General features: G+C 45.3%; 15 protein-coding genes and 1 other annotated feature (1 of these 16 cut by a window edge). Of the genes, 2 read left to right on the top strand and 13 right to left on the bottom strand.

Annotated features, from left to right (window positions below; genetic code table 11):
• Positions 1 to 25: a binding site (T-box leader), on the bottom strand; it reaches 222 nt to the left of the window's first position.
• A 61-nt stretch (positions 26 to 86) separates the two neighbouring features.
• From GT1_RS05975 to mobB, 11 genes are all read right to left on the bottom strand, one after another.
• Positions 87 to 401, bottom strand: a complete 315-nt coding sequence (locus GT1_RS05975) for a hypothetical protein (protein WP_075755796.1) — start codon at positions 399 to 401, stop codon at positions 87 to 89.
• 79 nt (positions 402 to 480) lie between these two features.
• Positions 481 to 726 (bottom strand): TIGR03905 family TSCPD domain-containing protein, encoded by a 246-nt coding sequence (locus GT1_RS05970; protein ID WP_075755797.1) that lies wholly within the window; start codon positions 724 to 726, stop codon positions 481 to 483.
• A 23-nt stretch (positions 727 to 749) separates the two neighbouring features.
• A complete protein-coding gene (locus tag GT1_RS05965; protein ID WP_376742000.1) occupies positions 750 to 2,390 on the bottom strand; it encodes a putative manganese-dependent inorganic diphosphatase in 1,641 nt (546 codons plus the stop codon).
• 11 nt (positions 2,391 to 2,401) lie between these two features.
• Positions 2,402 to 3,073, bottom strand: a complete 672-nt coding sequence (gene phoU / locus GT1_RS05960) for a phosphate signaling complex protein PhoU (RefSeq protein ID WP_075755799.1) — start codon at positions 3,071 to 3,073, stop codon at positions 2,402 to 2,404.
• 50 nt (positions 3,074 to 3,123) lie between these two features.
• Positions 3,124 to 3,612, bottom strand: a complete 489-nt coding sequence (locus GT1_RS05955; RefSeq protein WP_075755800.1) for a molybdenum cofactor biosynthesis protein B — start codon at positions 3,610 to 3,612, stop codon at positions 3,124 to 3,126.
• Complete coding sequence (locus GT1_RS05950; protein ID WP_075755801.1) at positions 3,605 to 4,045, bottom strand: MOSC domain-containing protein; 441 nt, start codon at positions 4,043 to 4,045, stop codon at positions 3,605 to 3,607. Before GT1_RS05950 ends, GT1_RS05955 begins: the two co-directional genes overlap by 8 nt.
• Before the next feature lies 1 nt (position 4,046).
• The gene (gene moaC, locus GT1_RS05945; protein ID WP_075755802.1) at positions 4,047 to 4,526 is read right to left on the bottom strand and encodes a cyclic pyranopterin monophosphate synthase MoaC; all 480 of its coding nucleotides are present in this window, start codon (positions 4,524 to 4,526) and stop codon (positions 4,047 to 4,049) included.
• A gap of 313 nt (positions 4,527 to 4,839) precedes the next feature.
• Positions 4,840 to 6,000, bottom strand: coding sequence for an iron-containing alcohol dehydrogenase (locus GT1_RS05940; RefSeq protein ID WP_075755803.1), 1,161 nt, complete (start codon positions 5,998 to 6,000; stop codon positions 4,840 to 4,842).
• A gap of 565 nt (positions 6,001 to 6,565) precedes the next feature.
• Entirely contained in the window at positions 6,566 to 6,931 is a 366-nt protein-coding gene (locus GT1_RS05935) for a hypothetical protein (RefSeq protein ID WP_188397976.1), read from the bottom strand.
• A 180-nt stretch (positions 6,932 to 7,111) separates the two neighbouring features.
• Positions 7,112 to 8,092 carry a GTP 3',8-cyclase MoaA gene (gene moaA / locus GT1_RS05930; protein WP_188397975.1) on the bottom strand — a complete coding sequence of 327 codons (981 nt, stop codon included), beginning with the start codon at positions 8,090 to 8,092 and terminating at the stop codon, positions 7,112 to 7,114.
• A 16-nt stretch (positions 8,093 to 8,108) separates the two neighbouring features.
• Complete coding sequence (mobB, locus tag GT1_RS05925; protein WP_075755806.1) at positions 8,109 to 8,603, bottom strand: molybdopterin-guanine dinucleotide biosynthesis protein B; 495 nt, start codon at positions 8,601 to 8,603, stop codon at positions 8,109 to 8,111.
• Between the two features lie 191 nt (positions 8,604 to 8,794).
• Here mobB and GT1_RS05920 point away from each other — a divergent pair, with 191 nt between their 5' ends.
• Positions 8,795 to 9,460: a metal-dependent hydrolase gene (locus tag GT1_RS05920; RefSeq protein WP_188397974.1), complete on the top strand. Its 666-nt coding sequence runs from the start codon at positions 8,795 to 8,797 to the stop codon at positions 9,458 to 9,460.
• A 57-nt stretch (positions 9,461 to 9,517) separates the two neighbouring features.
• Here the strand turns inward: GT1_RS05920 and GT1_RS05915 are convergent, their stop codons facing one another.
• Complete coding sequence (locus tag GT1_RS05915) at positions 9,518 to 9,970, bottom strand: N-acetyltransferase (RefSeq protein ID WP_188397973.1); 453 nt, start codon at positions 9,968 to 9,970, stop codon at positions 9,518 to 9,520.
• Positions 9,971 to 10,029: 59 nt separating this feature from the next.
• The gene (gene nth, locus GT1_RS05910; RefSeq protein WP_188397972.1) at positions 10,030 to 10,665 is read right to left on the bottom strand and encodes an endonuclease III; all 636 of its coding nucleotides are present in this window, start codon (positions 10,663 to 10,665) and stop codon (positions 10,030 to 10,032) included.
• A gap of 510 nt (positions 10,666 to 11,175) precedes the next feature.
• Between nth and aroF the strand changes: the two genes are divergently transcribed.
• Positions 11,176 to 12,189, top strand: coding sequence for a 3-deoxy-7-phosphoheptulonate synthase (gene aroF / locus GT1_RS05905; RefSeq protein ID WP_188397971.1), 1,014 nt, complete (start codon positions 11,176 to 11,178; stop codon positions 12,187 to 12,189).
• Positions 12,190 to 12,210 lie beyond the last annotated feature (21 nt).

The following is a 12,210-nucleotide window of genomic DNA, read 5'->3' as shown; positions in this document are numbered from 1 at the left end:
TACTTATCCCGTTCATTGCATTTGAATATGCTGTTGCTGATGAATATAGCAGATAAATTACGTGTTGTCAATAGGATACTGTTAAGTTATTTTTTACGGAATGTTAGATTGTACCATTCTGTTCCCTGCTCAGGCTGCTGTTTCCAGCCTGCCTGCTGCAGTTCCTGCACCAGGTCTTCAAGTGCTTTTCTATGACGTTTGTTTTTTTCATCAGGCGTAAAAGAAGTTGATATTATTTCAAAATTCGCCGATCTCTTAATAATAGTATTGGTATTGCTGTTATTTATTATCCGTTCATCACTAACAAGCCGTGCTTGAAATTCACCAATATCTCGTGGAAATATCCCCCAGCGCTCACCGGTGGTTTGGTAGATAATCTCACAAACAAGCACTCGCTTCACCTACTGCTCTCCTAGTTTTATCCGATGACTAACCTTCAGATGGGGTTAAAATCCCACCTGAAGCTAAGTCTACTTTATTTTACTTGCCATTCAGCGCTTCCAAGGCCTTGGCAAACTGATCCGGGCAGGAGGTTTGCTTGTCGCCGCAAGTTATTCCTTTGAGTTTGCCGATTACCTCCTCGGCCTTCATCCCCACAGCCAGCCGGCTGACTCCGGCCAGATTTCCCGGACAGCCTGACTGAAATTCCACTTTTTTTATAATGCCATCTTCGACCACAAATTCAATCTTTTTTGCACATACACCACTTGTCGTATAAGTAGTCATGTATCCCAATCCCTTCTGCTTATCTAGTTATACATATCCCGGCGGACGGCATCAATCAGCGGCGGTACTACCTGTTTTTTGCGTGACATAACACCAGGCAGAAACCAGGTGCCGTCAGAGCGTCCTTCGCCAAATGCAGCTGCTATGAGACCTGACGGCTGACCATAATGCAAGAGATACGTAGCCTCGCTCAATATACCGGTAACCAATAATATGGCCATACTATACTGCCCTTTTTCGCAGATTTCCTGCAGCGCGGCATCCAGCTGCTTTTGCTGCTTTAACACTGCTTCGGGGTCCATGACAGATATTTGACTAATCACAACATGATATTCACCAATCTGAAATTCTTTCAGATCTGTAGTTACAATATCGCTCGGACTTAGCTTATCTATAACCGAACCGGCTTGCAGCATGCCCATCCCAAATTCCTGAATGTCAAGACCGGTAATTTGTGCAAGTTTTTGGGCCGTATCGCGGTCTTTTGCCGTTGTAGTCGGCGATTTAAACAATACGGTATCTGAGATGATAGCTGCCAGCAGCAGCCCTGCGCTTTGCCGGGATATATCGATATTTCTATGCCAGTGCATATTGGCTACAATGGTAGCGGTAGAGCCTACCGGCTCATGTCTGATAAAAATAGGTTCACTGGTTTCCAGTCCACCTAGCCTGTGATGATCCACAATCTCAACAATTTTAGCTTCTTCAATTCCATCAACGGCTTGCGAACGCTCGTTATGGTCCACCAGAATCACCTGGTCACGCTCAGGCACTATCAGCCGGTCACGGTCAATAAGTCCTACTACTTTACCGTTTTGAACTACCGGATAGTTGCGGTAGCCGGTACGAATAATGACATTTTTCAGGTCGGCTACCATATCGTCCGGTTTAAAGGACGTAACCTTGGTTTTCATAACTTTTCCCACCGGAATGCTCTGGTTGATCAGCCGGGCACAGGTATAGGTATCATAAGGGGTACGGAAGATATATGTCCCGGCTTTTATAGCAGCAGCTTCCACCTCAGGCTCTATTTCATAATCGCCGGTTATGATCAGACAAGCTACTCCCACTTCAATACAGCTTAGCTGAGCATTGGTACGATTGCCGACAATAACAATATCACCCGGTTTAATCACTTTAGCCATAGTTTGAGTATGGGAAGCGGCAATTTTTACATGGCCCTGAATGGACTTGGACAAATCACCGCCACATAATAAAGTACCATTGAGACATCCAAGGATTCCGGCATAGTCGACCCCGGTTTCCCGCAAATCCTGCATCCCGAGCTCACTAACATAGCGTTCAGCTAAATCTCCGACAGTGACAATGCCCACCAAACTACCGTCATCTTCCACAACCGGAATTGATTTTACATTATACTGCGTAATAAGCTGCCCCAGCTTTCGCAGCGTATTCCTGGGATGAATGGTAACCAGCTTTTCATGCATTACATCTTTGGCCCGGGGATACAGATCAAGCAGGAGCTGCGGTGGCTGTATGCCAAAAAAATCTAAAACATATTTGGTTTCGGCATTGATTTTTCCGGCACGTACAGGAACTGCCTGCTCGCCCAATGCATTCTTAAGCTGTGCATAAGCAATGGCCGAGCAAATGGAATCAGTGTCCGGATTACGGTGGCCTATTACATATATTGGCTTTGACAAACCATTCACTCCTATGACTTTTTATCTTTCACGTTAAAGCCGGTAGCAATGTAAAATACCCCTTCGGCAATATTTGTCGCCCGGTCGGCCACCCTTTCAATATAGCGAATGGCTACATTATACTCAAGTACGGCTTCCTGATTTTGCGGATTAGTCATCGCAATGGCTAAAATATCTTTAATCAACGCCTTATTTAGCTTATTTACTTCAGCATCCCGCTCTCTTACCTGGGTAGCTAACTCGGCATCATTCAATGCATAGGCCCTGATGGCGTCAGCAAGCATGGCTGCTGCCAGCTCACCAAGTTTGGTAACTCCGTCTGTTACCGGAGCAAGCGAGGCCAAATCCAGTTTGGGAAATTTTTTTTGGACTATTTTTGCAATATTGTTTGCATAATCGGCTACCCGTTCAACCTCATTGGCAATTTTTATCGTTGATACCAGAAAACGCAAATCGGCAGCAGCCGGCTGCTGGGTGGCAATTGTGGTAATGCATTTGTCATCAATGGCTTTATACATAGCATCAACTTCTTTTTCATACTGCCGTGAAAGTTGCGCTTGCTCAACATTATTCAAGGCAAAGGAGCTGACTGCCGTCATTACCGATAAGACGGTTTTTTCGCCCATCTTCGTTATATCCTCACGAATATCGGCAAGCACTTGTAAATAATTAGCTCTTAACAAACAATCATCTCCTTTGGTATTTTTTGAGCGGGTTGGCTGTTAGGCAGGCATTAGGGTCTGGCACATTCGCCTGCTTCCCCTTTCATGATTGAGAGCCCATGCTCCAGAGCCGGCAGTACGGCTTCCAAACATTCCCGCACGCCTTTGGGGCTGCCGGGCAAATTAATAATCAGTGTCCGCCCGCGCAAGCCGGACACAGCTCGTGAGAGCATAGCCCGTGAGGTTTTTTCCAGCGATTTGGCTCGCATAACTTCCGGAATACCCGGTACCTGCCTGTCAATTACAGCTAAGGTGGCCTCCGGTGTCACATCACGCGGACCAAGGCCGGTGCCGCCGGTGGTAAGGATCAGGTCCAGCTTACGGTCGTCAGCCATTTGAATCATCGCCTCACTGAGGGCTGACTGCTCATCAGGAACAATTAGATAATGTTTAACCTCACCGAGCTCAGCCAGCACCTCGGCAATCGCCTTGCCGCTCAGATCCTCCCGTTCACCACGCGCGCCTTTGTCACTGGCGGTAATAATGCCAATACTAAACATTTTCAATCACCTCAATACTATCACCACTCGCAATCTTACCGCCTGCCACAACAATGGCAAAGATGCCTTCCTTCGGCATAACACAATCACCGGCCTGGTAATAGATATTGCAGCGAGTGTGACATTCCTTGCCAATTTGACTGACCTCGAGCAAAGTATCGCCGATCTTAAGCTTGGTGCCGATCGGCAAAACCGGCAGGTTTAATCCCTGGGTCGTTATATTTTCGGCAAAATCTCCAGGATGAACATCAAGCCCCATTTGCCGCATCTTTTCAATGCTTTCTAATGCCAGCAAACTTACCTGACGGTGCTTAAACCCGGCATGAGCGTCTCCTTCAAGTCCCAGACCGACAAGCAAATTCGCCTGTCTGACATCTTTTTTACGTTCCCCTTTGTTTTTGCTGGTACAAACAGCTACAATTTTACCCTGCATTTTATTTATCCTCCCTGACATAGTCGCCGCTTTTGCCGCCTGATTTAGCCGCCAGGCGGACATATTCAATTGTCATGCCTTTATCAACGGCTTTACACATATCATAAATGGTTAAGGCAGCCACTGAAACCGCTGTAAGTGCCTCCATCTCCACTCCGGTTTTGCCGGTGGTCTTGACAATGGCTTTAATATCAATCACACTTGCCGTATCATCAATAACAAATTCAAGATTAACTCCTGTCAATAGCAGCGGGTGACACATCGGAATTAAATCCCAGGTCCGTTTGGCACCCATGACTCCGGCTACCTGGGCCACTCCTAAGACATCACCTTTACCCATTGCCCCTTGTTTTATCAGTGCAAGCGTGGCAGGCTCCATGCTAATCCGGCCTTCTGCTACGGCCTCCCGCTTTGTTTCCTCTTTCACGGTGACATCAACCATGCGGGCTTTACCGCAATTGTTGAAATGTGTAAGCCCCACTTCTATATCCCCTTCCTCAGCTGCTGATTGAATTGCTCCTGGTCTGCCCAGTACTGTTTTTCATACTTATAAAATTTGCCATTTGTTTAACAATTCCTGCAATATTTTAGTATCATTTTTATGTCACATTTCTATTACTATTTTATAAATAAGAAAAACCGCTAATGCACTGCTTACAACCGTCAACATTTTTGAGGTGCGGGCGGCCGTTATGCATAGGCGGAGGTTAAGCGCCGGCGGCGCAGCGTTGTAAAGTCAAGGAGCCTGGCAAAATCTGCCGGGCTCCCATATGTCTTATACGGCTTTCGTTTATTTAAATGGCAGCTCTGTAGATAGCCTCAATTTCTTCTTGCGTGGCTTGTTTCGGATTACTTAGACCACAGACATCTTTAAGCGCATTAGCGGCAAGGGTCGGAATATCGCTTTCCTTAAACCCCTTGAGGTCTTTCAAGCCTGCTGGAATACCGATGTCGGCAGAAAGTTCCCGAATGGCGGTAAGTGCGGCTGCGGCAGCATCTGCCGAAGATAATCCTGTAACATCCTTACCCATTGCCTTGGCGATATCAACAAATCTTTCAGGAACAACTTTCGCATTATAGTCTTCCACGGCCGGAAGCAAAATAGCATTGCAGACACCATGAGGCAGATCATAGAATCCACCAAGCTGATGGGCCATGGCGTGTACATATCCCAGGCTGGCGTTATTGAAAGCGATGCCGGCAAGATATTCGGCATATGTCATCATTTCTCTGGCTTCCATATCATTGCCGTTAGCAACTGCTCTTCTTAAATAGCCGGAAATCAATTCTATTGCCTTGAGGGCGGCACAATCGGTGACCGGGGTAGCAATTGTGGATACATAAGCTTCTACTGCGTGGGTCAGTGCATCCATACCGGTGGCAGCAGTAAGAGCCGGCGGCATAGCAACCATTAATTCCGCATCATCAACAGCGATAACTGCCGTTGTATGCCAGTCAACAATGGCCATTTTTACATGCCGGCTTTCATCGGTAATGATACAGAAGCGGGTCATCTGGCTGGCGGTACCAGAGGTTGTGTTAACCGCAATCAGCGGCATTTGAGGTTTGGCTGATTTATTAAGACCTTCGTAGTCTTCAATCTTGCCGCCGTTAGCAGCAACAATGGCAATACCTTTTGCACAGTCATGAGGCGAACCACCGCCAAAAGATATAACGAAATCACATTTATTGTCCTGAAGTAATTTCAAGCCATCATTAACATTAGTAACGGTTGGGTTAGGCTGAGCACCGTCAAAAATAACATAGGCTACGCCAATTTTGTCAAGCACATCGGTAAGTTTTTTGGTAAGTTGAATTTGGACAAGAACTTTATCGCTAACAATTAACGCCTTCTTAAAGCCCATCGGCTTAATATAATCAGCGATATCCTCAAGGCAGCCAACCCCCATTAGGGATACCGGAGGCATAAAATAACCATAAGATTTTTTCGTCATTATTCAAACTCCTCTCGTTATTTAAGTTTTTTTCACCAAATAGCTTAACCAAAGCAACTCACCGAACCGGGACATCTTGCAAAATATTGAACTACGCTAACTAATTCACCTCCTGGTGGCAAAATTTCGGAGTCCATATCCCGAACTTTAGTTGGATGTTGGACTAAGGGAGGACGAAGCCACTTTTCCCGGTATCGTAAATCACACTCATATATATCGCAACTTTCATGCCAATGTATGTATTATTGTAAATATATAGTAATTAAAGCTTTTTTTACCATGGTAATAAGTTTATTTTTTCACGATTGTTAAGAAGGTGTGACATTTGTGTCTTGCTGTGTTACATGTATATCACACTTAGATGACACAATACCGTTACTGGAAATCCACATTCATAAAATGTGTACCTTCAACAGGTGGCTTGATCAAAAACATGTCTTTAATTAAACAAAAAAGCAGCAGCCTAATGGCAGTAACAAACCCAGCACGATACATTCCGGTACAACCGGTTTATCCTTTTGCTGGCTGTCCTGCCTTAGGCTGCCTGTATAAAGCATATGTAACTTTATTTATTATGCAACATCACCAGTTTACGGGTCGCTATAATCCATCTGTCAGCAGCCTGTTTGGCTTTAGCATAATTGGAATACCAGATATTAATCTTAATTTCCTCACGTTCACCATCTGGAATTACAGCAAAGCCGGAAATGTGATATCCTGTCTGACCGGCCGTAATCTCAACCATCATGGCATCTAAGGTATCGGGATACACAAGATTGGCATATGGCTCATAATAAATGGCACATTCAAAGCCTTCCCGCATATTTTTATTTGCCTGCTCTACCCAGAGTGAATGATGGGAAAAAGCAACATTACGAATCGAGGGTTCAATGGTATATAACGTAGAGATACCGTGAAAAGGTCTTGTCAAAATCCGCACCTTCTTTGTTAATTGCTGCAACTTTTACTCTAATCCTTTTACATTAGGCCCCGGCTGCCATAAGTTTTTTAAAAAAGTTCCCTGGCTGTTTCCTCAATAATTAGTATCATGGAATCCCCCCTGTAACACTCTTGAGGTTTCCTCAACAGTATAAGCAGTTCTTCGCCTAAATTATCCGCCTATCTGTGACATTTTTCGAAAAAAATTCGTCGGGTTGCCCGAATTTGACAAAGTATGACCTTCCGGCTTGTTGGTAATGATGGCATAAAATAATTTTACAATTTCATCATCACCAGCCCCACTCCGGAGAGCGTCTTTAATATCTACTTCTTGATTTGACAACAGACAGGGCTTAATCTTTCCGTCTGCTGTCAGACGAATTCTATTGCAGGCACCGCAAAAATGTTCCGATATGGGGGTTATAAATCCGAAGGAGCCTTTGGCCTGCGGCAGACAAAAATATTTGGCAGGACCATTGCCGCGAATATCCAAAGTTGGCTTCAAAGTTCCACGACCTGAGGAATTAATCATTTTTTTGATTTCGGCAATACTGGGACCCGGGCCAACCCGCGCATCCCCAATTGGCATATATTCAATAAACCGGATAGATACCGGCTCGCGATGTATCAGATCGACGAAATACGCTACATCGTATTTCGAGATTATGTTAGTCAACACAACATTAAGCTTTACCGGCATCAAGCCTACCGCCAAGGCGGTTTGTATTCCCTTGATGACCGCGGCAACATCGCCACCGCCGGTAATGCATCTGAACCGTTCCGGATCAATGGTGTCAAGACTGATATTCACCCGTTTTAAACCAGCGGCTTTTAACTCGCCAGCCATTCCGGCAAGCAGGCTGCCATTGGTGGTCAAAGATATATCGGTTATCGTATTCAGGTCGGCAATGCTGCGGATAAACCCGGTAATTCCCCGCCGCACCAGCGGCTCACCGCCTGTTAAGCGAATTTTGCTAATACCATGCTGACTGAGAACCCGGATTACCCGGAACATTTCTTCATAACTGAGAATATCATCATGGCTAAGCATGGGAACGCCTTGTTCTGGCATACAATAAGCACAGCGAAAATTACAGCGGTCGGTTACCGAAACCCGTAAATAATTGATTTGGCGATTATGTCCGTCATGCACAGCAATCAGTCCTTTGCTATTTCATTTTCAACACATTTTTTTCTAGGAAGTCAGCCATAGCTGACGGATCATCAAGGGCAAAATGCGACACATCCTGATAAAGAACGGTATCGCTCACTACAGCAAGCAGCTCCGGCTTATTGCCAAGCGGAAGATGGCCTGCTGCCTGACGATACACTTCAATCTTTGACTTAGCCTCTTGTTTATAGCCTTCAGTAAAGATTATATCCACATTATCAATGTAACTAATCACCCGGTCAAGTGACAGTTCCTGGTCACTTTTTCGCATCATGGCAAATTTATTCGGCGAAGCCAGACAAACGATATCTGCCCCTGCCTGAGCGTGCCGCCAAGTGTCTTTTCCGGGATGATCCAGTTCAACATTATCGGTATGGTGATGCTTAATAACCGCCAGCCGGTATCCCCGGCGTTTAAGCTCTGCAATTAGTTTTTCCAAATAGGTTGTCTTACCACTATTTGACCGCCCTACCACAGAAATTACCGGAATCATTTGTTAGCGCTCCTTTATTACCCACTATTATTATAGTTTAAAAATTCTTCATTTTATCCAATTAACCTTCTTTTGTAAACCATATTTTGGAATCTTATTGCCTGGATTGCATAAACTACCTGCACATAGCAGGAATTTATCAGGCTATGGTGTAAAAATACTATAGCGAGTATCCTTGTGGAGGTGTATTTATGATTACCCTAAAATTTTATGGACATGCTTGTTTTACCGTAACTCACAAAAATACAACCCTGCTGTTTGACCCTTTTTTTACCGGTAATCCTGCCAATCCTGCCAGCCCGGATGAGGTTAATTGCAATTACATTCTGGTCAGTCATGGTCATGGCGACCATCTTGGCGATACTATCGCCATTGCCAAGCGCACAGGCGCCACCGTTATTGGTACGGCTGAACTGGCCGCTCTGGCAGAACAGCAAAACTGTGCCAATATAAGCATGCATCTGGGCGGCAAACGCTCCTTTGATTTTGGCTATGTCCGGATAACGCCTGCCTTCCATGGTGCGGGCATCCCTGGTGGACATGCTGCCGGGTTTATTGTCAGTTTCTTTGGCAAAACCCTCTATTTCGCCGGTGACACAGCACTTTTTGGCGACATGGCACTCCTGGGGCGCCTGGAGAAAATCGACTACGCCCTGCTGCCGATTGGCGATAATTATACCATGGGGCCTGATGACGCCGTGGAAGCCGTCAAACTGCTCCAGCCACAGGCAGTAATTCCCATGCACTATAATACCTGGCCGGTTATTGCCCAATCGCCGGAAGCTTTTAAGGAGAAAATTACGGCGATGAACATTCCTGTACATATTATGAACCCAGGTGAAAGCATGGAGTTATAGCCCGGAAAAAGCAAACAAGCCTGCTGTCAAAAGCAACTGACAGCAGGCTTGTTTGTTTTATAATTCCTTAACCATGGCAATCTCATCACAGTTGGGAAATTTAGGACAGTTGATACATTCTTTCCACATTTTTTGCGGCACACTGTCTTTCTCCACTTCTTTAAAGCCCAGCTTCCGGAAAAATCCCGGCTGATAGGTTAAGGCAAATAAGGTTTTAACGCCAAGTTCTTTCGCTTCTTCGGTAAGTTTCTCCACAATCGTGCGACCAATACCACTTTTTACTTTGCTGGGATGGACAGCCAGCGCCCGGATCTCGGCTAACTCGTCCCATACCAGGTGCAAAGCCGCAACTCCGACGACCTCTCCGTCCTCTTCGGCCAGGACAAATTCCCGCAGCCCTTCATACAGGGTATTACGCGAGCGTGCCAGCATAAGCCCCTGCTGAGCATACTCATTAATCAATTTCAGGATGCTTTCCACATCACTAAATGTCGCTTTACGAAAAATCATAGCCCATCCCCCTAACCATTTGTATTATTATACATCATATTTAATTTTTATACAACATCCTACTTAGCATTACTGCTTGGACACAAATGCTGCAAAAAGCAATCCCTACACAACGGTTTTGCTGCCTTGCAGACTTTGCGTCCATGCCAGATGAGCCAGTGGTGGGCATCTCCCCATTTTTCTTTGGGAATAGCGCGCATAAGCCCTTGCTCAACAGCCAGCGGCGTATCACCCATTGCCAGCTTAAGCCGGTTAGCCACCCGGAATACATGGGTATCCACCGCAATGGCAGGCACACCAAATAATTGGCTTATCACAACATTGGCGGTTTTCCGCCCCACTCCGGGCAGTTTGAGTAAGTCCTCAAATTTTTCCGGCACTTGTCCGCCATATTCCCGGCACAATATCTCACAGGTTGCAAGAATATTTTTCGCTTTACTGCGAAATAAGCCACAATCCCTGATTGCTGCTTCAAGCCCGTCCTGCCCCAGCTCAAGAATCTTTTCCGGTGTATTATAACGGGGAAACATCCGCGCTGTGATAATATTCACCCTGGTATCTGTACACTGAGCCGATAACACTACGGCAATCAGAAGTTCAAACGCCGTAGAGTAATTCAGCGCAGTAGTAGTATCGCTATAATATTGCTCCAATAATGCAAGCATCTCTTGTTTAATTGCTTTAGTTATGCGCACAGTCTGTGCCTCCAATCCGGAAGAAATCTTATTTGATGGGATTTATTATAAAGTATATAAGCAACAATTGTCAGTGTCAATTTATTTCCGCTAATGCCCACGTCTTTCCCAGAGGCAGTCTGGATTAGTTTAAGTTTTCGTGTACATTTGTATTGATTTTATACCACATCAATTACACGAAAATTAAATTTATCCTATTTTCCATTCTTGTGTTGACAGTGCCAATTTCTCTGGTATAATGAATACATGATTTAAAATTAGCCATGACAGGTGATCAACATGAAACTAAGCGCTATTAATTTATATGCAAATCAATACTTTTTCTTTTTTGCTTGGGCCAGCTTTTTTGGCGCAGGCTTTTTTGCATACAATAAATTAATACATGTTTTACCGTTGAGGCCTTAATAATAAACATAACCGGTTGCTATGATAGCAAACCTAAGGCTCAATGAGCCTTAGGTTTTTTATTTTTAATTATAATAAATATTAAAATTTCAGGAGGCGTTATCTATGGTTATTGTGTTAAATTCTTTGGCATCCTCTGAACAAATTGAAAAATTGAAACAGGAATTGGAAAACTATGGCTGCAGCGTTTGGCCTACCTATGGTAAGTTTCAAACCATTTTAGGCATTGTCGGCGACACCGGCAAGCTGGACCGCGACTACCTGCTCAGTAAACACTATGTGGAAAAGGTACTCTCCGTACAAGAACCTTACAAAAAGGCCAACCGTACCTTCCATCCGGAAAATACCGTCATTCGTGCCGGCTCAGAAACCATCGGCGGCAATCAACTGGCCATCATCGCCGGACCTTGTTCGGTGGAAAGCCAGGAACAAATTGTCACTATAGCCCAGGATGTTAAGGCCGCCGGTGCCGGATTTCTGCGGGGCGGCGCTTTTAAACCCCGTTCATCACCGTACAGTTTCCAAGGCATGCAGCAAGAAGGCCTTGAGCTTTTGAAGCTGGCGCGTGAAGCCACCGGCCTGCCTATCGTCACAGAAATCATGTCAGTTAAACAACTGGAGGACCATCACGAAGATATTGACGTTATTCAAATCGGCGCCCGCAATATGCAAAATTTTGACCTGTTAAAAGCCGCAGGCCAAATTGAAAAACCCATTCTGCTGAAAAGAGGGCTCAGCGCGACAATCGAAGAACTCCTGATGTCTGCAGAATATATTATGGCAGGCGGTAATGAAAACGTCGTTTTATGCGAACGCGGTATCCGGACATTCGAAACCTACACCCGCAATACCCTTGATCTCAGCGCCGTACTGGCAATCAAGCGCCTCAGCCATTTGCCGGTTATCGTCGATCCCAGTCATGCTGCCGGATTATGGTGGATGGTTGAATCACTCTCAAAAGCTGCCGTTGCGGTAGGAGCCGACGGAGTCATCATCGAAGTTCACCAAGACCCCAGCAATGCCAAATGCGACGGACAGCAATCCATCAAACCCGAACGTTTTGCTGCTTTGATGCAATCCCTGCGCGCAATCGCGCATATCGAAAACCGCACATTGTAAAGAAATGAGCTAAGCCTGTCA

The sequence above is a fragment of the Sporomusa sp. GT1 genome (genome assembly GCF_014634905.1).
Lineage (GTDB): Bacteria > Bacillota > Negativicutes > Sporomusales > Sporomusaceae > Sporomusa > Sporomusa sphaeroides.
This window is presented reverse-complemented; position numbering and strand designations above follow the sequence as displayed.

Coding starts and splice junctions, on each gene's coding strand:
- GT1_RS05970 (WP_075755797.1), bottom strand. CDS start 726: ATGACTACTTATACGACAAGTGGTGTATGTGCAAAAAAGATTGAATTT.
- GT1_RS05955 (WP_075755800.1), bottom strand. CDS start 3,612: ATGTTTAGTATTGGCATTATTACCGCCAGTGACAAAGGCGCGCGTGGT.
- GT1_RS05950 (WP_075755801.1), bottom strand. CDS start 4,045: ATGCAGGGTAAAATTGTAGCTGTTTGTACCAGCAAAAACAAAGGGGAA.
- GT1_RS05940 (WP_075755803.1), bottom strand. CDS start 6,000: ATGACGAAAAAATCTTATGGTTATTTTATGCCTCCGGTATCCCTAATG.
- mobB (WP_075755806.1), bottom strand. CDS start 8,603: ATGATTCCGGTAATTTCTGTGGTAGGGCGGTCAAATAGTGGTAAGACA.
- GT1_RS05920 (WP_188397974.1), top strand. CDS start 8,795: ATGATTACCCTAAAATTTTATGGACATGCTTGTTTTACCGTAACTCAC.
- GT1_RS05915 (WP_188397973.1), bottom strand. CDS start 9,970: ATGATTTTTCGTAAAGCGACATTTAGTGATGTGGAAAGCATCCTGAAA.
- aroF (WP_188397971.1), top strand. CDS start 11,176: ATGGTTATTGTGTTAAATTCTTTGGCATCCTCTGAACAAATTGAAAAA.